General features: G+C 61.8%; 19 protein-coding genes and 4 pseudogenes. 10 read left to right on the top strand and 13 right to left on the bottom strand.

Features of this window, described 5'->3' with window-relative positions:
- Positions 1 to 63: 63 nt before the first annotated feature.
- A complete protein-coding gene (locus PSH87_RS14880; RefSeq protein ID WP_305429999.1) occupies positions 64 to 630 on the top strand; it encodes a YceI family protein in 567 nt (188 codons plus the stop codon).
- Here the strand turns inward: PSH87_RS14880 and PSH87_RS14875 are convergent.
- The gene (locus PSH87_RS14875) at positions 627 to 1,517 is read right to left on the bottom strand and encodes a DMT family transporter (RefSeq protein ID WP_305429997.1); all 891 of its coding nucleotides are present in this window, start codon (positions 1,515 to 1,517) and stop codon (positions 627 to 629) included. The two genes, PSH87_RS14880 and PSH87_RS14875, sit on opposite strands and share 4 nt — an antisense overlap.
- An 89-nt stretch (positions 1,518 to 1,606) precedes the next feature.
- Here PSH87_RS14875 and PSH87_RS14870 point away from each other — a divergent pair, with 89 nt between their 5' ends.
- Positions 1,607 to 2,932 carry a PLP-dependent aminotransferase family protein gene (locus tag PSH87_RS14870; RefSeq protein WP_305429995.1) on the top strand — a complete coding sequence of 442 codons (1,326 nt, stop codon included), beginning with the start codon at positions 1,607 to 1,609 and terminating at the stop codon, positions 2,930 to 2,932.
- A gap of 1 nt (position 2,933) precedes the next feature.
- On the opposite strand, the gene PSH87_RS14865 is transcribed toward PSH87_RS14870, so the two are convergent.
- A complete protein-coding gene (locus PSH87_RS14865; RefSeq protein ID WP_305429994.1) occupies positions 2,934 to 3,359 on the bottom strand; it encodes a nuclear transport factor 2 family protein in 426 nt (141 codons plus the stop codon).
- A 234-nt stretch (positions 3,360 to 3,593) separates the two neighbouring features.
- Here PSH87_RS14865 and PSH87_RS14860 point away from each other — a divergent pair, with 234 nt between their 5' ends.
- Positions 3,594 to 3,821 carry a DUF6434 domain-containing protein gene (locus PSH87_RS14860; protein ID WP_017736082.1) on the top strand — a complete coding sequence of 76 codons (228 nt, stop codon included), beginning with the start codon at positions 3,594 to 3,596 and terminating at the stop codon, positions 3,819 to 3,821.
- Complete coding sequence (locus PSH87_RS14855; protein ID WP_305429993.1) at positions 3,818 to 4,555, top strand: CPBP family intramembrane glutamic endopeptidase; 738 nt, start codon at positions 3,818 to 3,820, stop codon at positions 4,553 to 4,555. Before PSH87_RS14860 ends, PSH87_RS14855 begins: the two co-directional genes overlap by 4 nt.
- Positions 4,556 to 4,685: 130 nt before the next feature.
- Here the strand turns inward: PSH87_RS14855 and PSH87_RS14850 are convergent.
- Positions 4,686 to 6,387 (bottom strand): annotated as a pseudogene (locus PSH87_RS14850) (amidase).
- Positions 6,388 to 6,441: 54 nt separating this feature from the next.
- Positions 6,442 to 7,230: a helix-turn-helix domain-containing protein gene (locus PSH87_RS14845; protein WP_017736079.1), complete on the bottom strand. Its 789-nt coding sequence runs from the start codon at positions 7,228 to 7,230 to the stop codon at positions 6,442 to 6,444.
- Between the two features lie 83 nt (positions 7,231 to 7,313).
- On the opposite strand from PSH87_RS14845, the gene PSH87_RS14840 reads away from it, so the two are divergent.
- Entirely contained in the window at positions 7,314 to 7,610 is a 297-nt protein-coding gene (locus tag PSH87_RS14840; RefSeq protein ID WP_305429990.1) for a DUF2834 domain-containing protein, read from the top strand.
- Positions 7,603 to 7,992, top strand: a pseudogene (locus PSH87_RS14835) (MAPEG family protein); the annotation flags it as partial. The gene PSH87_RS14840 and the pseudogene PSH87_RS14835, both read left to right, overlap by 8 nt.
- 178 nt (positions 7,993 to 8,170) lie before the next feature.
- Here the strand turns inward: PSH87_RS14835 and PSH87_RS14830 are convergent.
- Genes PSH87_RS14830 through PSH87_RS14820 form a run of 3 tightly spaced genes read right to left on the bottom strand, consistent with a single transcriptional unit; the run spans position 8,171 to position 11,107 of the window.
- Positions 8,171 to 9,094, bottom strand: a complete 924-nt coding sequence (locus PSH87_RS14830; protein WP_305429989.1) for a sugar ABC transporter substrate-binding protein — start codon at positions 9,092 to 9,094, stop codon at positions 8,171 to 8,173.
- A gap of 43 nt (positions 9,095 to 9,137) precedes the next feature.
- A complete protein-coding gene (locus PSH87_RS14825; protein WP_305429987.1) occupies positions 9,138 to 10,262 on the bottom strand; it encodes a phytanoyl-CoA dioxygenase family protein in 1,125 nt (374 codons plus the stop codon).
- A complete protein-coding gene (locus tag PSH87_RS14820; RefSeq protein ID WP_017736074.1) occupies positions 10,262 to 11,107 on the bottom strand; it encodes an SDR family oxidoreductase in 846 nt (281 codons plus the stop codon). Before PSH87_RS14820 ends, PSH87_RS14825 begins: the two co-directional genes overlap by 1 nt.
- Positions 11,108 to 11,229: 122 nt before the next feature.
- Here PSH87_RS14820 and PSH87_RS14815 point away from each other — a divergent pair.
- Positions 11,230 to 12,257 (top strand): annotated as a pseudogene (locus PSH87_RS14815) (LacI family DNA-binding transcriptional regulator).
- A gap of 35 nt (positions 12,258 to 12,292) precedes the next feature.
- Complete coding sequence (gene iolG / locus PSH87_RS14810; protein WP_305429986.1) at positions 12,293 to 13,297, top strand: inositol 2-dehydrogenase; 1,005 nt, start codon at positions 12,293 to 12,295, stop codon at positions 13,295 to 13,297.
- 61 nt (positions 13,298 to 13,358) lie between these two features.
- On the opposite strand, the gene PSH87_RS14805 is transcribed toward iolG, so the two are convergent.
- The 4 genes from PSH87_RS14805 to PSH87_RS14790 form a co-directional block, all read right to left on the bottom strand.
- A complete protein-coding gene (locus tag PSH87_RS14805) occupies positions 13,359 to 13,745 on the bottom strand; it encodes a hypothetical protein (RefSeq protein WP_305429984.1) in 387 nt (128 codons plus the stop codon).
- Positions 13,742 to 15,151, bottom strand: a complete 1,410-nt coding sequence (locus PSH87_RS14800) for a PAAR domain-containing protein (RefSeq protein ID WP_305429983.1) — start codon at positions 15,149 to 15,151, stop codon at positions 13,742 to 13,744. The genes PSH87_RS14805 and PSH87_RS14800 overlap by 4 nt, the downstream gene beginning before the upstream one ends.
- Before the next feature lie 177 nt (positions 15,152 to 15,328).
- Positions 15,329 to 16,495: a GGDEF domain-containing protein gene (locus PSH87_RS14795; RefSeq protein ID WP_305429982.1), complete on the bottom strand. Its 1,167-nt coding sequence runs from the start codon at positions 16,493 to 16,495 to the stop codon at positions 15,329 to 15,331.
- Positions 16,496 to 16,603: 108 nt separating this feature from the next.
- Positions 16,604 to 17,815: an MFS transporter gene (locus PSH87_RS14790; RefSeq protein ID WP_305429981.1), complete on the bottom strand. Its 1,212-nt coding sequence runs from the start codon at positions 17,813 to 17,815 to the stop codon at positions 16,604 to 16,606.
- An 84-nt stretch (positions 17,816 to 17,899) separates the two neighbouring features.
- Here PSH87_RS14790 and PSH87_RS14785 point away from each other — a divergent pair, with 84 nt between their 5' ends.
- Positions 17,900 to 18,721 (top strand): helix-turn-helix domain-containing protein, encoded by an 822-nt coding sequence (locus PSH87_RS14785; RefSeq protein WP_026136708.1) that lies wholly within the window; start codon positions 17,900 to 17,902, stop codon positions 18,719 to 18,721.
- Positions 18,722 to 18,824: 103 nt separating this feature from the next.
- Here the strand turns inward: PSH87_RS14785 and proP are convergent.
- Positions 18,825 to 20,328 (bottom strand): annotated as a pseudogene (proP, locus tag PSH87_RS14780) (glycine betaine/L-proline transporter ProP).
- Between the two features lie 416 nt (positions 20,329 to 20,744).
- On the opposite strand from proP, the gene PSH87_RS14775 reads away from it, so the two are divergent.
- Complete coding sequence (locus PSH87_RS14775) at positions 20,745 to 22,148, top strand: MFS transporter (protein WP_305429979.1); 1,404 nt, start codon at positions 20,745 to 20,747, stop codon at positions 22,146 to 22,148.
- Between the two features lie 38 nt (positions 22,149 to 22,186).
- Here PSH87_RS14775 and PSH87_RS14770 read toward each other — a convergent pair whose 3' ends face one another.
- The gene (locus PSH87_RS14770) at positions 22,187 to 23,107 is read right to left on the bottom strand and encodes a helix-turn-helix domain-containing GNAT family N-acetyltransferase (RefSeq protein WP_305429978.1); all 921 of its coding nucleotides are present in this window, start codon (positions 23,105 to 23,107) and stop codon (positions 22,187 to 22,189) included.
- Positions 23,108 to 23,185: the final 78 nt, after the last annotated feature.

Raw genomic sequence — 23,185 nt, 5'->3', positions numbered from 1 at the left:
CTCTGTTTAGCAGCACACGGGCAGGATGGGAACCCGTTGGCCTTACTTCTCGCGGAGCGTTGCATGAACCTTCGACTTTTCCCAATCGTGTTGCTGGCGCTGGTCCTGGGTGGGTTTTCCAGTGCCCGGGCCGTGGAGTATCGAGACGTCAACCGCGCGGCCAGCCAGATCAGCTTCACCTTCCAGCAGTTCGGCCAGCGGGTCTACGGCACGTTCGGCGAGTTTGAAGGCACGCTGGCGTTTGACACGCAGCACCCCGAGGCGGCCCATGCGCGGCTCACGATCCAGCTTGCCAGCATCGATGCCGGCAGCGCTGATGCCAATGATCAATTGCAGCGGCCGTCCTGGTTCGATACGACGGCATACCCGCAGGGCGTCTACCAATCCAGCGGCGCCACGGCGCTGGGGGATAATCGCTTCAAGATCAACGGCAACCTGACCCTCAAAGGCATCACGCGCCCGGTGATGGTGGATGTGGTGCTCAAGGAGCAGGGCGGCATCGGTGTGTTTGACGGTGAGTTCATCCTCAAGCGCGCCGATTTCAAGATCGGCGAGGGCGAGTGGGCCGGCAACAGCGTGGTGTCCAATGACATCCACATCAAGTTCAAGATGGTCGCGCCGCAGCGCTAGCGGGCGAATTTCTTCGCGCCGGCCACGCAACCGATGACTGCGACGGTGACCAGCAGCATGCCCAGGCTGACCTGCTCGTGCAGCAAGCCAGCCGCCAGCGCCAGGCCGAAGAACGGTTGCAGCAATTGCAACTGGCCAACCGCCGCGATACCGCCCTGGGCCAAACCGCGATACCAGAACACAAAGCCGATCAGCATGCTGAACAGCGCCACATAGCCCAGGCTCAGCCACGCGGGCAGGCTGATGCCGCGCAAACTCGCGGGTGCGAGGATCAGGCTCAACGGCAGCACCACCGGCAGCGACACCACCAGCGCCCAGCAGATCACCTGCCAGCCGCCGAGGCTGCGCGACAACGTGGCGCCTTCGGCATACCCGAGGCCGCACACCAGCACCGCCAACACCATCAGCACATCACCCGCCGGCGCGGCGCTCAAGCCTTGGGCAAACGCGTAGCCCATCACCAGCACGCTGCCCAGGACCGAAAACAGCCAGAACACCGGGCGCGGGCGCTCGCCGCCACGCAGCACGCCGAACACCGCCGTAGCCAGCGGCAGCAAGCCGATAAACACGATGGAGTGGGCGGAGGTCACGTATTGCAGCGCCAGTGCGGTGAGCAAGGGGAAGCCGATGACCACGCCCAGCGCGACGATCACCAAGGGCAGCCACTGGTTGCGCGCGGGGCGTTGCTCCTTGAACAGCGCCAACAGCAGCAGCCCGAGTACGGCGGCAATGGCGGCGCGGATCATCGTCAGGAACACCGGGTCGAACTCCATCACTGCCAGCCGCGTGGCCGGCAATGAACCGCTGAAGATCACCACGCCGATAAAGCCATTGATCCAGCCCTGGGTGCTGCTGTCCAGGGGGTTGAGGGAAGACGTGCGTTCCATGGGCGGTGGCCTGAAAAAGAATGATTGCGTGCGGGCCATCCTAGAGTTGAAGATTATTACAATCAAAAAATTGTCATGGATACAGCCCTATGCCGCGCGCCCGCTACAAGTCGCTGGTCGATACCTTTGCCGCTGCCATCCGCAATGGCGACATGCCGCCCGGCACGCGCCTGCCGACCCATCGGCAATTGGCCGCCGAGCATGGCTTGGCGCTAGTCACCGCCAGCCGCGTGTACGCCGAGCTTGAGGCGATGGGCCTGGTCAGCGGTGAAACCGGGCGTGGCACCTTTGTGCGTGAGATCGCGTTGCCGCCGGGGCAGGGCAGCGGGCAGATGACCGTCGCGACGGGCATGCTGGACCTGAATTTCAACTACCCGTCACTGCCGGGCCAGGCGGATCTGTTGCGCACGGCCCTGCGCCAGTTGGCATTGTCCGGCGACCTTGAGGCGTTGTTGCGGTATCAGCCCCACGCCGGCCGCATCCATGAGCGCGCGGTGGTGGCCCGTCACCTGTTGAGCCGAGGGCTGGCGGTGGAGGCCGAGCAGGTGCTGGTGGTCAGCGGCGCACAGCATGGGTTGGCGGTGACGATGATGGCGCTGCTCAAGCCGGGGGATGTGATCGCCGTCGATGCGCTGACCTATTCGGGCTTCAAGGTGCTGGCCGAGACCCTACACCTGGAAATCGTCGCGATCCCGGTGACGCCTGCCGGCCCGGACCTGCACCACTTGCAGCAGCTGTGCCGCAAGCGCCCGGTGCGCGCGGTGTACAGCATGCCGACCCTGCATAACCCGCTGGGCTGGGTCATGAGCCTGGAGCAGCGCGAGCAATTGGTGACCATTGCCCGTGAGCACAATCTGATGGTTATCGAGGATGCGGCCTACGCGTTCTTGGCCGAAAACCCACCGCCGCCCCTGGCGACCTTGGCGCCGGAGCGCACGGTGTACGTAGGCGGGCTGTCGAAAAGCGTCGCGACGGGACTGCGGGTCGGGTTTGTCGCGGCGCCTGCCGAGTGGGTGAAGGTGTTGGAGCGCACGATCATGGCCACCACCTGGAACGTACCGGGGGTGATGAGCGCGATTGCCGTGGGCTGGATCGAAGACGGTACCGTCGCCCAGTTGGAAGCGCAAAAGCGCGCGGATGCCCAGGCGCGCCAGGCGCTGGCAGCGCGGGTGTTGACGGGCCTGAATTACATCAGTCACCCGTCATCGTATTTCCTGTGGCTGCCGTTGGCGGAGGAGGCGCGTGCCGATCAGGTCGCCATGACCTTGCAGCGCGACAATATTTCCGTATCCACCGCCGAGCCGTTTGCGGTGTCGGCCCAGGTGCCCCACGCGTTGCGCCTGGCATTGGGCTCGGTGGCCATGCCGGCGCTGCGTGAAGCGCTGGTGAAGGTGCGCAAGGTGGTGGCGTGGTAAATCAGTATTTGTAGGCTTGGCGCCCGATCAGCAGCCATTTGCCATGCTGCTTCTGCCAGACCTGGAAGTTGTCGATGTCGGTCGGCACTTCCACGCCGCTGTTCAGCGCCAGGGCGTGAAAGTGGTTGCGCACCAGAGCGGTGTCGCCGTTCAGGGTGATGGTCTGGTTCTGCATTTCCAGGGTCTTGAAGGCGCTGGTGTGGGTTTCCAGGTCGGCGATGAACTGCGCCTTGTTCTGCACCTTGCCGCTGGAGTGGCCGTAGGTGAGCGTGTCGGAGGTCAACGCATGCAGTTGCTTGAGGTCCAGGTGCAGCATGGCCTGGGTCAGTTGATCGACCGCTTGGGCCACGTCCTTTTCCGCGGGAGCGGCAGCCACATAGCCGCTGAACAGGCACAGAAAACCGATCAACACTTTGACGTTGGGCATGGGTGTTTCCTTGTTGTTGTGGGGTGAATACGACAGCTTTAGTCGTCGTACAACCATGCCGTATTTGTCAGGCTTAAAGAAAGTGAAATTTTGAAATATCTTGAAATTATTAGGCGTGATAGCGGCGACTGGTCATATATGACGTCCTAACACAGTAAATAATCCTGGGAGATTCTTCCTGGCTAGATGGCACATCGCTATGTTATCGCCCAAACAACGCGCCCGAGCGACAAAATGGATTTTGACTGGCACAGCGACACCCTCACCCGCGCCACACCCGTCACCCCTGGCTACAAAAACACCCAGAATGTGCGCCGCTTCATGCTGGAACACTGCGGCCCGGGGTTTAAATTCGATCGTCCTTTCATGGCTTGGATTCGCAACGATATCGCCAAGAACCTGGGCGATGTCGTGGATGAATGGCAGCGCCGCAACCCTGATCCTCAGGAGTTGCGCGTGTGATCACCGAAGGCATGTGGGTGCTGGTCGACTACGCCAGCCACCTGACCCCCGGCCTGCTGCTGTTCGGCCTGTGGTTTGCGCTGACGCCCAAGACGCTGCCGGCCATGCGCATCCTGATCCTGCTGGCCGCGTTCGTGCTGATGCGCGACGTGATGACACCGTTGGGCATGTGGGCATTGGGCAGCGAGGTGCAGATCGCCTTCAGCGCCAATGCCTTTGTGCTGGCGATGCTGGGCTGGCTGTCGGTGCTGCTGATCATGCTGCTGGCCCGCACCGCGCCGGACCTGTGGCGGTTGATCCGCTGGACCCTCGGCCGCCCTGGCATTGGCTTGGCGTGCGGGCTGCTGGTGGGGTGCTTGATCGGCGTGCCGCTGCGGATTTATCAAGGCATCGACGCGTCGGCTATCCATGGTTATTGGGTGTGGTTGCCGGGCATGGTGGTGTTGGCGTTTGGCGCCAACGCACTGGAGGAAGTGTTGTTCCGTGGGTTTTTGCAGGGCTATCTGGAACAACACGTCACGCTGCTGCGCGCGGCGTTGATCAGTGGCGTGGCGTTTGCGGCGTGCCATGCGTTCCTGGCGTTGAGCGTGACGCAACTGGGTTGGCCGGTGTTGCTGTTTACCTTGATCGAAGGCTTGGCGTGCGCGTTGGTGCGCATGCGCTATGGCGTGTTGCCAGCGGCGGTGGCCCATGGCACGGCGATCTTGCTGATTGCGGTGCCCTACATCCCCTGATTTGAAATACGGTCAAATAATGTGGGAGCTGGCTTGCCTGCGATAGCGGTCTTTCAGCAAAAGATCTGCCAACTGACCCACCGCCATCGCGGGCAAGCCCGCTCCCACATTTTTTACCGCGTCTGGCCTGTTACAACGGCGGCGTACGCGGCGGTACCTGGCGTTTGCTGCCCGTCGCCTCAAACGCCGCCGCAAAGCGCAGCAACGCCGAATCGTCATAGGCGCGCCCGGCAAACGTCAGCCCGACCGGCATGCCAATGTCCGCCATCACGCCCATCGGCACGGTGACCGTCGGCACGCCCAGGTGGCGGATCGCCAGGTTGCCGTTGGCCACCCAGATGCCATTGCTCCAGGCAATGTCCGCCGACGCTTCGTTCACATCCGCATCCGCCGGGCCCACGTCGGCCACGGTGGGGAACAGCACGGCGTCGAGGCCAAGCGTGTCCATCCAGTCTTCCAGGTCCAGCCGGCGGGTTTGCTCCAGGCCGCGCAGGCCATCGGGCACGGTACTGATTTCGTTCCACGGGGTGATGCCGCGCTCGGCCATGCGCACGTATTCGTCCATGCCGGCGGCGAGGTCGTCTTCACGGTTAGGCAAGGTGCCGGGGTCGTGGGGGAAGATGTTCGGCCCGTCCACATCCGCCAGGCGGTTGAGGCTCGGGTCGCCGTTGGCACGCAGGAAATCGTCGAAGGCCCACGCGGACAATTCCCACAACTCGTCGTGGAGGAATTCCTTGGACACCAGGCCACGGGTAAACACCGTCGGTGCGCCGGGGCGGTCGCCTTCGCAGTTGGACACCAGCGGGAAATCCACCTCGATGACTTCGGCACCGGCCGCTTCCAACGCTTGGCGCGCGGCCTGCCACAGGTCGATCACCGTGGCGCGGGTGTTGATCTTTTGCCCGGTGGGGCCGCCGATGCCGGGTTTCTCGCTGGTGCCAGCGTCGGCATCGGCGTTGATGTACATGCGCGGCACGCCGAAGCGCTTGCCGGTCAGGGCGGCGGCATCCACCGCCAGTTCCGCGTAGGACGACGGGCGTACCGACGCGACGCTGGGGATCGGCACCCAGGGTTGCAGGCGCCACAGGTCGCCTCGGGTGTCGGGGTCTTCGGCGACCACCACGTCGAGCACTTCCAACAGGTCAGCCATGGTGCGCGCGTAGGGCACGACCACGTCCATGGTTGGCGTCAGCGGCCAGTTGCCACGTACCGAAATCACCCCACGGGACGGGGTGTAGGCACACAGGCCATTGTTGGACGCCGGGCCGCGCCCGCTGGACCAGGTTTCTTCCGCCAAACCGAACGCCGCAAAGCTTGCGGCGGTGGCGGTGCCGGCACCGTTGGACGAGCCAGAGGCAAACGGTGCGGTCAGGTAGTTGGCGTTGTAGGGGCTTTCGGCGCGGCCATACACGCCCGCGCTGCATGCCGCCGTTGGCCATCGGCGGCATATTGGTCTTGCCCAGGCAGATCGCCCCACCGGCACGCAGGCGCTCGATGGTGAAGGCATCGCGGTGCGCGACCAGCTTGGCAAAGGCCGGGCTGCCGGATGCTGCCGTCAGGCCCTTGACCAGGTAGCTGTCTTTGGCGGTGTACGGAATGCCATCCAATGGCCCCAAGGTTGCGCCCCTGGCCCGGCGCGCATCGGACGCCTGGGCTTCTTCAAGGGCTTGCGGGTTGCGCACGACCACGGTGTTCAACGCGGTGGCGGTCTGCGGGCCGTCATAGGCTTCGATCCGCGCGAGGTACGCCTGGACCAGTTCAACGGCCGTGGTCTGGCCGGATTCCAGCGCAGCGCGCAATTGGGCAATGGAGACTTCGGTTACTTGCATCACGTTTTTTTCGCCGCCTTCAAGTGGGGGTATGGCGGCAGTCTACGTACAGATATTTCACAAAACCAGCGCCGAATAGTCCGCATAGGCGGTGCGCATTATCTGCCAGGTGTGTGGGTCGGCTGGAATCAGATGTTCGATACGCAAGGAGGTGAGGGTGATGTCCTGGGGCATGCCAAAGGTGGTGAAGGTGGACAGGAAGTTCAGCTCGCCCTGGCTTGAGCGGATGCGGGTCAGCACCAGGGGCGGCATTTCCCGTGGCAGCTCGCTGCCCGTTGGCGCGGGTAAATCTGCGAGTAAGGCCGCCAGCCCGGGATTGCTCAATGCTTCGCGGGTAGCCCGTTGCCAGGCGAGGGTGCGGATCTCTTCGCTATTGATCAGGTGATCGCCGAGGCCGCCGGGTTGCAGCAGGGTGCCCAGCAGGTTCAAGCCAGCGGCCGCATCAGGCGGGATGCCCACCAAGCCAAACAACACGCTGGTACTCGCGTTGGCGGCCAACACCTCCCACTGGCTGCCCAGCAGGATCGCCGGCGCGGGATTGTTGGCGTGCAGCACATGGCTGACGGCTTCGCGAATCGCCGTCATGGACGGCGCGTCAAGCGGCGTGGCGCCGTAGCGCGGGGCGAAACCGGCGGCGAGGAAGACGCGGTTGCACTGCTCCAGCGGCGTTTCCAACGCTGTCAGCAGATTGTGCAACGTGGCCGGGCTGGGTTTGGCGCGGCCGGTTTCAAGGCAACTGAGATGGCGCTGGGAAACCCCGGTGATCAGGGCCAGGTCGAGTTGGCTGAGCTTGGCCTGGCGGCGCAATTGGCGCAGCTGTTCGCCGGCGGTAGCAGGGTTGTCCATGAGCGGTTCATGACCTCCGAGGTCATTGCGAGGGGCGCAACCTTATCACTAACGTGGGCCTTGATCATTCCAAGGACGAGACCATGAAAAGACCCTACATAGCCCTGGCCGGTTTGCTGGGATTTACCCTGTATACCCTGTTCACGATGCTGACGGCCGAGCAGTCGCTGCTGGCGTTTGGGCGGGAATTGATGGCACGGCCGGACACGGCGCAGGTGGTGATTGACCTGTATTTGATGGCGGCGCTGGCGTGTGTGTGGATGTATCGGGATGCGCGTGGGCGAGGGCGCTCGGCGCTACCTTATATCTTGCTGACGGCGGTGTTTGTGTCGGTGGGGCCGATGCTTTACATCGTGGTGAAGGGGTTCAGGGATGAATGATCTTTTACCGGCCTATGCGGTATGCGTGTTGGTGCTGTGTCTGAAGATGTTCGCGATTTCCTGTTATCAGGGATATTTCCGTCTACGGGGGCGGGCGTTTACCAATCGTGAGGATGCGGCGTTTTTCAAGCGCAGCGCGCAGCGCGAGGAGCTGCCGCAAGTCGGCAGGGCGACGAAGGCGTGGGCGAATGACCTGGAAAATATCCCGCTGTTTTTTGTACTGGGCGGGTTGTGTGTCGCGCAGCAGATTGACAGCGCTGCGACCCTGTGGCTGTTCGGTGTGTTCACCTTGGCGCGGGTGGTGCATACCTTGGCGTATCTGATGGGATGGCAACCCTGGCGCACCCTGGCCTATGGCGTGGGTGTGGCATGCCTGTTCGGCCTCGGAGCCAGGATTGTGGAGAACACCACCGATCAAGTGTGGGAGTTGTCGAGCCTTGGCGAGGCTACGATGGCGGCGGAGCTGCTGGTAGAGATGTTGCCAGTGCTGCCGTCATCGCAGGCAAGCCAGCTCCCACATTTGAGCGGGTTCACAAGTCAAGATGTGGGAGCGTTCGAGCTTAGGGGTTGAGGAACGCCTGGTAGTTGTCCTTGGTGATCTGCTGATACGGAATCGTCAGTTCAGCCGTGTACGGTTCCTTCTTCACCATCTTCACCGCCAGATCAATCGAGCCCACCGCCTGGCCCTTGTTGTCCTGGTACACCGTCACCAGCAGTTGGCCCTTTTTCACCGCGTCCAACCCGGCTGGGCCGCCGTCGCTGCCGGCCACGAGGATGTCCTTGCCCGGTTGCATGCCGGCCTGGCTGATGGCCATGGCGGCGCCAATCGCCATTTCATCGGCGTTCGCCGCCACTGCGTCGATCTTGCGCCCGGAGACGATCCAGTTGTTCATCAGGTCGATTGCCTTGTTGCGCTGCCATTCCGCAGTTTGTTCTTCGACGATCTTGATATCCGGGTACTCCTTGAGCACGGTCTTCACCCCCAGTGTGCGGTTGTGGGTGGCGTTGTTGGACAGCAGCCCGAGCATGATCGCCAGGTTGCCCTTGCCACCCATTTTCTCGGCCAGGTAGCGCATCTGGATCTCCCCGGCCTTGACCTCATCCGAGCCCACATAACCGACACCCGGCGGCAGTTGCTGGGCATCCGGGCGGCGGTTGACGTAGACCAGCGGGGTCTTGGCCTGCTGGGCGTTGCTGCTCATCTTCGCCGTGGCGGCAGTGTCCACCGGGTTGACGATGATCGCATCCATGCCCTGGGCGGTGAAGTTCTGCACCTGGTTGAGCTGGCGCACCACATCGCCCTGGGCATCTTCGAATTGCAGGGTCACGCCGGGCAACTCCTTGGCGTGGGCGGCCATGTAGTCGCGCATCTGCGCGAGGAATACATCATCGACTTGGGCGATGCTCACGCCGATACGGATATCGGCCAGCGCCCACGGTGTGACGGCGAGGGTAAACAGTGCCGCAAGGAGGTGCTTCTTCATGGTTTTGCTCCGCTGTTATTGTTGTTGTTAAAGCAGGGGTGATTCAGGCCTGGCGCTTGGCGCGCATCTGCGCCACCGCCGCGGCAAAGTCCGAGGGCGGCCAGCCTTCGCTGAGTGCCTGTTGCATCAGTTGTTGCCCGGTTTGCGGGGCCAGGCCTTTGAGCGGTGGGTCGGTGTCGAGGTTGGTGGGGAAGGCATAACCGTCCGCCGTACAAGCGATCACGGCCTCGACATCCAGGGACGGATTGGCCAGCAACGCTGGGTACACCGCGAGCATCATGCGGTCGCGGTCGAGGGCTTCCATGGGTTTGCCGAACGCCGAGGAAATTTGCAGCAGGTTGGCCATGCGCTGGCGGTCGGCGGTGCGGTTGGTGCCGGCGGCATGGAACAGCGCCGGGTTGAAGAACAGCAGGTCGCCCTTGTTCAGCGGCAACTGCACGGCGTGTTGCTGGAAGTAGTCGATAAACTCTTCGCGGCGCCACGCCAGGTAACCCAGGGCGTATTGCTGGGAGAACGGCAGCAGTTGGGTCGGCCCGGTTTCCAGTGGCATATCCGTGTGGGCTACCGCGCCTTGCAGCGTCAGATACTGGGACAGCACGTGCAACGGCAGGGGAAAGCGTTCCACCACGTCATTGGTCTGGAAACCCAGGTGGTAATCCCGGTGCGGCTGCTGCGCCTGGCCGCCGGGATGCACCACGTTGACCTGCGCCGTGACCTGAAAACTCGGCCCCAGCCACGCTTCGGCAATCAGCCCCAGCAGCGGGTTGGCGTAGTACTCGACAAACGACTCGGGCGACTGCAACGCGGCCTTCTGCAACGAGTTCCAGATGCGCCCGTTGCTGCCCGCCTTGGCAAAGTGGTCGGCGGCCACGCCTTGAGCGGCCTCATTGGCAAAGATCGCCTCGAACACCTGGCTGTGCCGGTCCACCACTTCCAAATCTTCATAGGCCCGGCGCACCACCATCACCCCCGGCCCGTCACGGAACAGCCGGTGCAGTTCGTTCATCACGCTGCGGCGGTCGCTGTTGCGCAGGGTTTGGGCCTGATAGATCGGCACATTGCTCAGCACCTCCTGGCACAGCGGGTAATCCTCGGCCCGCGCCTGTTGCGCACAAAGCTGGCTGAAGTCCGCCAGGCACACGGCCTCAGCGCTGACAAACGCCGACATCACACACCCCCTGGCAGGCTCAAGGCCTGGTGCGGTTGTGGGCTGCCGCCGTCGGTGCAGCCGACCACGCCTTGTTCCAGGTCGATCACCGAGCCGGTCATCATCCCCGATTCGCTGGACAGCAAAAACGCCACGCTGCGCGCCACTTCCTCGGGCTTGAGCAGGCGTCCGAACGGCTGTGCGCTTTCGGCCTCTGCCAGCCAGCCGTCCTGGGCGCCGTGGTACTGGCGCTGGATGTCGTCTTCGTGGGGCGTGTCCATCCATCCGATGTTCAAACCGTTGACGCGGATACGGTTGCGCAGCGCACTGAACGCGACGTTCTTGGTGAGGATCGCCAGCGCGCCCTTCGACGCCGCATACGCGCTCAAGAAGGATTGCCCGCCATGCCCGGTGACGCTCTGGATATTCACCACAGCGCCTTCCACACCTTTACTGATCATCAACTTCAGCGCTTCCTGCATAAGGAAAAATGGCGCCCGCACATTCACCGCAAACAGCTTGTCGAACAGCTCCGGCGAGGTGTCGAGGATGGTGCCGCGATCCGACATGCCGGCGCAGTTCACCAAGCCGTGCAAGGTGCCGAAGTGGGTGCGCGCCGCGTCGATGATCGCCCGGCAATCCTCGACCTTCTCCAGGTCCGCCTCGACGAAAAACGCCTGGCAATCCAGCTGGGCCAACTGCCGCACCTGCTCCTCGCCCTGGGCGCGGCGCCGCCCGCAGATGATCAGGCCGGCGGCGCCGCGCTGCGCCAGGGTATGCGCGACAGCGGCGCCGAGGCCTTGGGTGCTGCCGGTGACGACAAAGTATTGGCCGCTGAACGTGGTGGCGAGATCGGTGTTAGGCATGCAGTTCTCCTGATTTTTGTTGTTGTGCATCGCCCGGCTCGACGCCGGGCAAAACTGAGACTAGCATTGCGAAACCTCAGTAACGCCCAAATAAGACCTCAAAAACACCTCAGGCCAACCGCATGCTCGAACGCGCAAAACACTTCTCCATCAAGCAACTCGCGACCCAGGCGGGCGTCAGCAAAGCCACGGTCGATCGTGTGCTGCATCAGCGCGGCAGCGTGCATGCGCAGACCCGGCGGCGCATCGAGCAGGCGTTGGAGATGAGCTGGAGTCCCAGGAAAAAAACGGCCTGGCGGTTGGCCGTACCTTTCATGTTGACGTGATCATGCACACGCCCAAGCGCTTCAGTGCAGCGGTGCAGGCGGCCATCGTCGCGCAACTGGCCAGTCTGGCGCCGTTTCGGATTGCTCCGCGTTTTCACCTGTTCGAAGAGATCGAACCTCAGGCCATGCACGACCAACTGCTGCGCTGTCTCGACACCGGCAGCCAGGGCGTGGTGCTCAAGGCCGCCGATGAACCGGCGGTGAACCAGGCGGTCAAGCAGCTGATTGCGGCGGGCATTCCGGTGGTGACGCTGGTGACAGACCTGCCGCAAAGCGAGCGCATCGGCTACGTCGGCATGGACAACCGCACGGCTGGGCAGACCGCTGCGTACCTGATGTCGCGTTGGTTGCCGGCAGTTGCCCAGGACGTCGCTGTGGTGATTGGCAGCGAGCTGTTCCGTGGCGAAGAAGAGCGTGAAATGGGTTTTCGCGCCTGGTTGCGTGGGCGTGCGGCGCACTTGCGGGTACTGGACATCTGCGGCGGATATGGCGTTTACGACCGCACCTTCGCACGCGTGACCCAGGCGCTGAAACAGCATCCCGAGTTGAAGGCGGTGTACAGCGTCGGCGGCGGCAACCGTGCGATTGTCGATGCCTTCGCCGCCCTCGGACGCCCACTGGACGTGTTTATCGGCCACGACCTCGACGAAGAAAACCGCCAGCTGCTGCGTGAAGAAAAAGTCGCCGCAATCATCGACCACAACCTGCAGATCGACGCGCGCAGCGTGTTCCTGCACATCCTGCAATTTCATCGGCTGTGGAAGGCCGGGCCGATTGCGCCGTCACAGGTGCAGATCGTCACGCCGTTCAACCTGCCGGACTGAATCTCTGCCCAACAACAAAACCAGGAGTGTTCATCATGCTACGAATCGCCGTTCTAGGTGCCGGGCGCATCGCCAAGATCCACGCCGCCAATGTCGCCGCTCACCCGAACGCCACGTTGGTGCTGGTGGCCGATCCCTGGCGCGAGGGGGTCGATGCGCTGAGCACGCAACTGGGCTGCGAGGCGGCTTACGATTGCGCCGCCGTGCTCAGCCGTGACGATATCGACGCCGTGGTCATCGGCACACCCACCGACACCCATATCGACCTGCTGCTGGCGGCGGTGGCTTCGGGCAAGGCGGTGCTTTGTGAAAAGCCCATCGACCTCGATATCGCCAAGGCGCGCAGCGCGGCCAAGGCCGTGGAGCGCCAGGGAGGCCAGGTGATGCTCGGCTTCAACCGGCGTTTCGACCCCGACATGCTGCGCCTGCGCCAAGCCCTGGATGCCGGGCAGATCGGCGCCGTGCGCCAGGTGATCATCACCAGCCGCGACCCCGGCCTGGCCCCGCGTGACTACCTGGCGCACTCCGGCGGCATCCTGCGCGACATGACCATCCACGACTTCGACACCGCGCGCCATCTGCTCGGCGAAGAACCGGTGGAAGTCAGCGCCATCGCCAGCCGCCTGGTGGACCCCAGCCTGGCCGAGATCGACGATTACGACAGCGTGATGGTGCTGCTGCGCACCGCCTCGGGCAAGCAATGCCATATCAACTGCTGCCGCCAGGCGGTGTATGGCTACGACCAGCGCGTCGAAGTTTCGGGCGCCAGCGGCGTGCTGCTCACCGATAACCATCGGCCCAGTACCTTGCGCCACTGGAGCGCAGAGCACACCGAAGCGCTGGAACCGTTGCAGCATTTTTTCCTGGAGCGGTATGCGGATGCTTATCGCAATGAGCTGACGCAGTTCATTGATGCGCTGAACAGCGGCCAGCCGCTGCCCACCAACATGCGCGACGGTTTGTATGCGTTGCACCTGGCGGATTGCGCGCTGGAGTCGGTGAAGAGTGGGCGCAGTGTGGCGGTGAGTTACGATCTTTAGTGGTAGGTGGCAGTGGGGAAATGGGGAAGGGCCCCATTTCCCTTGATGCTACGAGTCGCGGTTAAAGCAATCCGAGCTTAATGGCTATGCCAAAGGTCATCATGACCGCTATCAGCCCGAACGCGCTCCATTGCAGCCGCATGAATTTAAGTTTGAGCGCGACTGGAAAACCTGCGAGATCTGCGGTACTCAGCGTTCCTCTTTTGATGTGGATCCTTGGAAAGGTGACGACTCCAGAGATGCCGCCGATCAACAGCAATTTCCCCAAGGGCCCCCCATGCCGCAACGGCGCCCTGACTGTGATTGCCGAACTGTTTTTCAGGTGTTCCAGAATGAAGTCCATTTTTGTATAGGCAAGGTGCAGACAAATACCAATCCATAGAAAAATACCGGCAAAGTCTGCCAAGGCAATAACCAAAAACACCTTGTCGCCTACGCCCAGGCTCATTTAACGGCCTCATAAATCTTTTCCCCTATCCGCTCACCCGTTGCCCCGCCTACAACTCCAGCGGTGACGGAGGCAGCTCCAACGACGACGACAGCACATGCCAAGCTCGCAACACCAGCAGTGGGCACGCCGAGGGCAATACATATTGCGGTGACGGTCGAACCCGATAAAAGCGCCCCCGTGATCGCGCCCCCACCAACGCTGCCAACAAAACTACCCGTTTCCGTAAACTTGATCTTCTCGCAGGCTTCTTGGTTACCCGCAGAACACACGTTTTTCACCTTCATATAAGAAGCCCCACCGCCAATGGCTGTACCGACCCAGCCTCCATGTTTGATCACCGTCGAAGCTTTCGCCAACTGTTGGATGTGGCTCGCATAGCCAGGTATCTGGCCCGGTGCCCCGGCCTGTGTCCACCGATGAACAAGGCTACGGCTTGATATCCCCAGCGCGGTTTTCAGGTTGGGATGGTCGGGGATGCCGGCGCTTCTGCGGGTTAGGGAAGTGAGGTGGGTATCAAGCCGGGCCAGCAGGTTTTTGCGTTCGGCGAAGAATTCGGGTGATCGTAAGTGGCCGTCCTTGAGGAATGCTTTTTGGTGCAGGGCTTCGATCTCTTGCAAGATTGTTTTCAAGCTATCCAGATTCCTCGCGAGCATGGTTTCACCCGCTCCGATAGCGGTTGAACTGTGGGCCAGGAAACTTTGGATCTGCTCGCGATGGCGCATCATGAAGTCCGCATCGGCTGCACTCAGAGGGTCTATGGCGTCATGGGTGAGTGCCGCTGCTTCCTGTAACTGGTTTTCTTCTTTGTTGCATTGAAAATTGTTTGGATCGCTAAGCACGATCATTGAGCCGGCTTTAACGTTGTCTGTTCGCGGGTTGAGTGTTCGGAACCTGGCCATTACCGCTGGGTCTGGCGTTGGAAATAACGTGGCTTCCAGCGCTTCTCGGGTCGTGCTTTGGGGCACGATATAGAAGCCGGGTTCTACACCTTGTGGGCTGTTAAGCGCAGAGGGCGTCCAATGACTCGAAGGACGGTACGTCGACTGATTCTGTGCCGCCGAGCTGCGGGCCTGAGCCACTGGCGCCGGTTCAGCGGCGCGTCTCATGGCCGGCCGTTCGTAGCTTTCGTTGCGGTAGATCGCCGTGTAGACCGAGGGAACGAATCGGGCTCGACAGGGGCAGCTGCTGAAGCTGTCCAGCGTGCCGGCCATCAGCCTGCCATGGCTGTTCATGTGTGAAATACCGCCGAGTATTTTATATATGCCCGGGTGCTTTCCACAGGTCACGCGGTCGCCCTCACAGGCGTGGAGGAGGCCATAGATGTTTATGCTGGGGTCGCCATCCAGGACTTTCCCGCCGCAGGTGGTTTTGTCACCCAAGCCAATGAAGTGTCCGTCACTCATTCAAAATGTCCTTTTTATGCAGTCAGTAAACGTGCGTTTATTGCGCAGTTACCCTGATAATTTGGATATTCGAAGTACAGTCGGACGCTTCCGGCCATCACTTAGGAAAAGTCAGTTGGATAGGTAGGGATGGTGCAGAGGTGGTCGCTGTAGGGTGAAAATCACCCTCAGCGACGATTAGCCAAACGAACTCGCTCCGGTGCGATCCACCAACCGAATGCTGTCACGCCCACCGCGCTTGGTTTCATACAGCGCGGTGTCCCCGTGTTCGATCAATTCCGTCAGGCTCGCCGGCGGCTGGTCGAACAGGTTGGCACCGATGCTCAGGGTCACCGCTGTCGGGGTCGCAAAGGTTTGCGAGGTGAATTGAAAAAATTGCCCGCGCAGGCGGCTGCCGAGGTCGACGATCTGTTCCGTGGAGGCCGGGTGCAGCAGGATCACAAATTCATCGCCACCCAAGCGCGCTACCAGTGCGCCACGGGGCACGACCGCGCGGATCATCTCGCTCAAGGCGATCAGCAGACGGTCGCCGGCGATGTGGCCGTAAAGGTCATTCACCGGCTTGAAGTTGTCGATGTCGATCAGCAGCAGCGCGCCCGGACGGGCCGGGGACACCTGGGCCAGCAAGCGCGGCGCGCGCAGATCCAGGGCGCGGCGGTTGTAGAGGGCGGTCAGCGGGTCGCGGGCGGCGAGGCGGGCGATCTGTTGTTCGCGGCGATAGCGCTCCGAGCCGGTCATCGACAACGCGATCAGCATGATCGCCATCGCGCCTTCCACCAGGGACACCTGGATGATCTCGCCCTTGAACGCCGCCAGGTCGATCAAGGTGCCGGGGATCAACACCGACAGCGCCTTGGCCACATAGAACGAGCCGTGGATCAGCAGCACATAGCGCAGTTGCACCGCGCCGATGCTCAATGACTTGCCGTGGGGCCGCAGCAGGCTGCTGGCACACAAGGTCGGCGCCGCCACCAGCAGGGACTGCACCGCCAGCATGGCTTTGGACCACGGCAAGTCAGCCGGCAACAGCAACATGCCCAGCCACACGACGGGCATCAGCAGCCACCAGCGTGACAGCCGCGCCTGGGTGAACCGTGCCACGCCGAGCAAGAACAGGAAGTGGGCGATCACCAGCAAGCCATTGGCGAACCAGATGCCGATCATCAGAAAGCCGCTGCTGCGCAGCAAGGCGAGGGTGGAGCCGATGCTGATGGTCGCGAAACCGGCGCTCCAGCACAGCAGCGACGGTTCGCGCACGCTGCGCCATTCAACGGCCAGGTACAGGGCAGCAGCGGCGGCCAGGGCCACGGTGAGGGCCAAAATCGTAGGAGGGTCGAGCGTCATGTCTAGCCGGGTCTGCCTGGTGTGCGTTTAAACCGGGATTGTAAGCGCACACGCAGGTTTTCAGAACACTCATCGTCATGGCATTCAGCCATGCCGATGATCGGTGGTTCACACGCCTTTGGTCGAGGGCAGCAATATCGTCAGGATGCCCACCAGCGGTAGGAACGAACACAGCGTGTAGACATACTCGATGCCGTGGTTATCCGCGAGCAGACCGAGCAGCGCCGCGCCAATCCCGCTGAAGCCGAACATCAGGCCGAAGAAGATCCCGGCGATCATGCCGACGTTGCCGGGCACCAGTTCCTGGGCGAACACCACGATGGCGGAGAAGGCCGAGGCGAGGATAAAGCCGATCACCACGCTGAGCACGGCGGTCCAGAACAGGTCGACGTAGGGGAGGGCGAGGGTGAACGGCGCGGCGCCGAGGATCGAGAACCAGATGACTTTCTTGCGGCCGATCTTGTCGCCAATCGGCCCACCGGCAAAGGTGCCCACGGCCACTGCACCGAGGAACAGGAACAGATACATCTGCGAACTGGCCACCGACAGGTGGAACTTCTCGATCAGGTAGAAGGTGAAGTAGCTGGTGAGGCTGGACATGTAGAAGTACTTGGAGAACACCAGCACGGCCAGTATCACCAAGGCAAAGGTCACGCGGCCCTTGGACAAGCCATGGGTGGCTTTGCCGCCTTGCTTGAGCTTGAACAGGCTGAGGTGGTTGCGATACCAGCGGCTCAAACCGTAAAGCACCAGGATGGCAAACACCGCAAACAGGCCGAACCAGGCCACATGGCCCTGGCCGTAGGGAATGATGATCGCCGCCGCGAGCAGCGGACCGAGGGCGCTGCCGGTGTTGCCGCCGACCTGGAAGGTCGATTGCGCCAGGCCAAAGCGACCGCCCGACGCCAGGCGCGCAACGCGCGAGGTTTCCGGGTGGAAGGTCGAGGAACCCACGCCCACCAGGCCGGCGGCGAGCAGGATCGCCGGGAAGCTGCCGACAAACGCCAGCATCAGGATGCCGATCAAGGTACAGACCATGCCGGCCGGCAGCAGCCACGGTTTGGGATGGCGGTCGGTGTGGTAGCCGATCCACGGTTGCAGCAGGGAAGCGGTCAGCTGGAAGGTCAGTGTGATCAGGCCGACCTGGGCAAAGCTCAGGCCGTAGTTGGCCTTGAGCATCGGGTAGATCGACGGCAGCACGGCCTGGATCAGGTCATTGATCAGGTGCGCCAGGGCGCAGGCGCCGAGAATGCGCATGACCAAGGGGCTGGCTTGGGGCGTAGTGGTGGCAGTAGCGGGTGACGCGGTCAGGGTCGACATGCAGGCATTCCATACAGGGTGGCGAGTACTTGAGCTCGCCATCTATTTCAAAATGATTCGGTGTTCATGCTAGATTTGCCGAAAATGCCTGTCTCGCGAAATTCGGGCAGCAATCATCGCAAAAAGGGCGAAATGATCAAATCACTGGATAAATTTCTACAGGAAATCGACGAAGGTGACTGGGCCGTGATCAGTTCGGCCACCGACTACCCCGAGAACTGGGTGATCCCCGAGCACAGTCATGAGAAGCACCAATTACTCTACGCCATCGAAGGCGTGATGGTCGTGCACTCGGCACAAAGCCAGTGGACGGTGCCGTCCAACCGGGGGTTCTGGATGCCGTGCGGGCAGGTTCACTCGCTGCGGTGCGTAGGGGCATTGAAAATGCGCAGCGTGTTTGTGCGCCCCGACGCGTTCCCCAACTTGCCGAGTGAAACCAAGGCGGTGAGTATCTCGCCGTTGCTGAGTGAGTTGATCAAGGCGTCGGTGAGCCTGAAACCGCCGTATGCCGAAGACTCGCGGGATGCGCGGATCATGCACCTGATCCTTGATGAACTCGCGCTGCTGCCGGCGTTGCCGCTCTCGTTGCCGCAGCCGGCTGACTTGCGCATTCAGCAGATCTGCCAGGCATTACAGGACGACCCGGGCGACGCCTCCACCGTGGCCGATTGGAGTGAACGTCTGGGCCTGGACCAGAAAACCATCCAACGGCTGTTCCGCAAGGAAACCGCCATGACCTTCGGCCAATGGCGCCAGCAGGCGCGCTTGTTGTTGGCGCTGGAGCGCATTGCGGTGGGGGAGAAGATTATCGACGTGGCCCTGGAGCTGGGCTATGAAAGCCCCAGCGCCTTTACCAGCATGTTCAAGAAACAGTTTGGCAAGACGCCGAGTCAGTTTTTCAGGTAGGGCGAACCCAGTTCAGAAGGACCAGTGTACCTGTGGCGAGGGAGCAAGCTCCCTCGCCACAGGTGGGTGTCTGTCCTGGTGGCTTTTGACAGTATCGATCCGCTTAGTTAATCCGCGGATGCTGCTGCACCAGGTTCTCGCGCTTGGCTTCCAGTTCGGCAATCTCGGCATCGATGTCTTCGATCTTCTGCTCGATATTGTCGTGATGCTCCTGCAACAGCTCCTTGGCTTCGGCCATGTCCGACGCCGCCGGTGCTGCGCCGCGCAGGGGTTTGTTGGCGGTTTCCTTCATGGTCAGGCCGGTGATCAGGCCGACCACGGCAAACACCATCAGGTAGTAGGCCGGCATGTACAGGTCGTTGGTGCTTTCCACCAGCCAGGCCACTGCCGTCGGGGTCAGGCCGGCGATCAATACCGAGACGTTGAACGCACTGGCCAGCGCGCTGTAGCGCAGGTGGGTAGGGAACATCGCGGGCAGGGTCGAGGCCATCACGCCGATAAAGAAGTTCAGCACGATGGCGAGGATCAGCAGCCCGGCGAAGATCAGGCCGATCTTGCCGCTGGTGATCAGCATGAAGGCCGGGATCGACAGCACCAACAGGCCAATGCTGCCGGCGATGATGAAGGGCTTGCGGCCGATCTTGTCACTGACAAAACCAATGAACGGTTGCACGAACAGCATGCCGACCATGATGGCGATGATGATCAGCACGCCGCTGTTTTCTTTGTAATGCAGGTTATGGGACAGGTAGCTCGGCATGTAGGTGAGCAGCATGTAGTACGTCACGTTGGTCGCGGCGACGATGCCGATGCAGGTCAACAGGCTGCGCCAGTGCTTGGTCGCGACTTCCTTGAAGGACACTTTGGGGCCGTGGCTGAGGCCTTCGCGGTCGCCTTGTTCGAGCTTGTCCATGTGCTGCTGGAACGCCGGGGTTTCTTCCAGGGCGTGACGCAGGTACAGGCCGATGATGCCCAGGGGCAGGGCGAGGAAGAACGGCATGCGCCAGCCCCACGATTCAAATTGCTCTTCGCCCAGCACGCTGGAGATCAGCACCACCACGCCCGCGCCAAGGACAAAACCGGCGATGGAGCCGAAGTCGAGCCAGCTGCCAAGGAAGCCGCGCTTGCGGTCGGGTGCGTACTCGGCCACGAAGATCGACGCACCGGTGTACTCACCGCCCACCGAGAAACCCTGGGCCATTTTGCACAGCAACAGCAGGATCGGTGCCCAGATGCCAATCGTGGCGTATCCGGGGATCAGGCCGATGGCAAAGGTGCTCAGGGACATGATGACGATGGTGGCGGCGAGGACTTTTTGCCGCCCGTATTTATCGCCGAGCGCACCAAAGAACAGGCCACCCAGCGGGCGGATCAGGAACGGTACGGAGAAGGTGCCCAGCGCGGCAATCATCTGCACGCTAGGGGAGGCGTCGGGAAAGAACACCTTGCCGAGCACATAGGCGACGAACCCGTAGACGCCAAAGTCGAACCATTCCATGGCATTGCCCAATGCGGCAGCGGTGATCGCCTTGCGCATCTTGGTGTCATCGACAATGGTGATGTCTTTTCAATCCGATGGGGTTGACGCGTTTCTTGCGAGCTTTCATGGGGACCACTCTAAATCTGAACAGGGGAGGTGCCATCGCCGCGATGGCACCGCTCTGAAAGGTCAGATACAAGCGGACACGAAATAATTCACCCGATTGCGTGTTTTTTATTGAAAAGGCGCAATAACAACGCCGATCGAATGTGGGAGCTGGCTTGCCTGCGATGGCATCGCTGCGGTTTAGCTGACAGACCGAGGCGCCTGCATCGCAGGCAAGCCAGCTCCCACAGTCAAAGCGGTGTCGAGTGAATTGGGATTGTCATCCTACAACTGCTTTTGCCCAGGGCATCACATACCTCAACAAACCGCAATCTTTCAGATTGACAGCCCATAAGCGGCCCGCTATAAAAGTCGTAGTTGTACGACGACATATGACGTTACGTATGTCCTATCTAACAAAAATAAAAAAGTGATGCCATGAACTTGAACGAGCCCATCAACGCCCAGCGCGTTGGCCAGGCGGTAGGCAACTATCGCTGGACCATCTGCGCGATGCTGTTCTTTGCCACCACCGTCAACTACCTCGACCGCCAGGTGCTCAGCCTCCTGGCGCCACAGCTGTCCACGCAATTTGGCTGGAGCAACACCGACTACGCGAACATCGCGGCGGTGTTCCAGTTTGTCTACGCCATCTCCATGCTGTTTGCCGGGCGCCTGGTCGACAAGATCGGCACCAAGACCGCCTATGTGGTGGCGATTGGCATCTGGTCCACGGGCGCCATCATGCATGCGTTCTCGGTGCCGATGGGCGAGGGCATCGCCGCTGTCAGCGGGGCGATTGGCTTGGCGGTGATTCCGGTGTCCATTGCCGGTTTCATGCTGTCCCGTGCGGTATTGGCGATTGGCGAGGCGGGTAACTTTCCGATTGCGATCAAGGCCACGGCCGAATACTTCCCGAAGAAAGAACGCTCATTCGCCACCGGCATCTTCAACTCCGGCGCCAACGTTGGCGCGATCCTGGCACCGATTTGTGTACCGTTGATCGCCGGTCTTTGGGGCTGGGAAGCGGCGTTTATCGTGATTGGTGCGCTGGGTTTTGTGTGGGTGGCGGTGTGGATCGCGCTCTACGAGAAACCCGAGCGGCAAAAGCGCCTGTCGGCGGCGGAACTGGCCTACATCCGCAGTGACGAGACCGTACAGGCATTCAGCCCGGCGCCTACTGGTGCGGTGGGGAAAAAAGTTTCGTGGTTCAAGCTGCTGACCTACCGCCAGACGTGGGCGTTCGCCTTCGGCAAGTTCATGACAGACGGCGTGTGGTGGTTCTTCCTGTTCTGGCTGCCCACGTACCTGTCGGCGCAATACGGCATGAAAGGCGCCGATATCGTGATGCCGCTGGCGGTGCTGTACAGCATGACCATGGTCGGCAGCATCGGTGGCGGCTGGTTCCCCAGCTACTTCATGGCCCGGGGCGACGCGCCATATGACGGGCGCATGAAAGCGATGTTGATCATCGCCCTGTTCCCGCTGGTGGTGCTGCTGGCGCAGCCGTTCGGCTATATCAGCTTCTGGGTGCCGGTGTTGCTGATCGGTGTGGGTGCTTCGGCGCACCAGGCGTGGTCGTGCAATATCTTCACCACCGTGTCCGACATGTTCCCGCAGAAAACCGTGGCCTCGGTGGTCGGCATTGGCGGCATGGCCGGCGGCCTGGGCGGCGTGGTGATGACCAAGATCGGCGGTTGGGTGTTCGACTACTACAAGTCGATCAACGATATCCATACGGGCTACATGATCATGTTCGCGATCTGTGCGCTGGCGTACCTGGTGGCCTGGAGCGTGATGAAGACGCTGGTGCCGCGCCACAAGGAAATCACTGACCTTTAATGCGTCACCTCCCGCGCTGCCTGCAGCGCGGGAGTGCTTCAGAGGTCCCGCGCCCACGTTTGGCTGATCAGTTCCTTGCCAAAGCTTTGGGTGGGCTCCTCTTCAACCAATTCAAACCCCGCCTTCTGGTACAGCTTGCGTGCATCCACCAGCGCGCTCATCGTCCACAACACCATGCGTTTATAGCCGGCATGCCGGGCGAACCGCAGGCACTCATCCACCAGGCGCTGGCCGATGCCCATGCCCCGTGCGCTGGCGTCGACGTAGAGCATACGCAGCTTGGCGGTGCTGTCGTCATGGCGCACCACGAACACCGAACCCACCACCTCGCCGTCCTTTTCCGCGATCCAGCAGCGCTCGCCGCTGGGATCAAATTCGCGCAAGTACTTGGCAACAATCTCCGCCACCAACGCTTCGAACTCCCAATTCCAGTGGTACTCACGCGCATACAGGGCGGACTGGCGCTGCACGACCAGGCCCATGTCGCCGGGCTGCGGATCGCGCAGCAGGAAGCTCGGCGGCGTGCCTTGCAACAGGGTCTGGATGCGCTGCATGGCGGCGGTCAGTTGCTGCTGTTGCGGTTCGGGCAGGGCCTGCAGCAAGGCGATCACTTCGTCCTGGGTCTTTTGCTCCAGGGGCGCCAACACCGAGCGGCCGAGGTCGCTGAGGTGCAATTGCACGGCGCGGGCGTCGGTGACCGAGCGGACTTTCTGGATCAGGCCTTGCTTTTCCAGGCCGCTGATCAGTCGGCTCAGGTAGCCCGCATCCAGGCCGAGCATCTGGCACAGGTCGGCACTGGTCAGGTCGCCACGGGAAGACAGCTCGTACATGACGCGGATTTCGGTGAGCGAGAAGGCACTTTGCAGCAGGTGCTCCTGCAACACACCGATCTGGTGCGTGTAGAAACGGTTGAAACCACGGATGATGCCGGCGCGTTCGACAAGGAGGGTGGAAGACATGATGGAGTCCAGATGGTTGCCTTGGGCAATTATATTGTTGCCTTGGGCAATCATGTCAATGTGCAAAATGCACTGAAC

Origin of the sequence: Pseudomonas sp. FP453 (genome assembly GCF_030687495.1) — a bacterium.
Classification (GTDB): Bacteria; Pseudomonadota; Gammaproteobacteria; order Pseudomonadales; family Pseudomonadaceae; genus Aquipseudomonas.
This window is presented reverse-complemented; position numbering and strand designations above follow the sequence as displayed.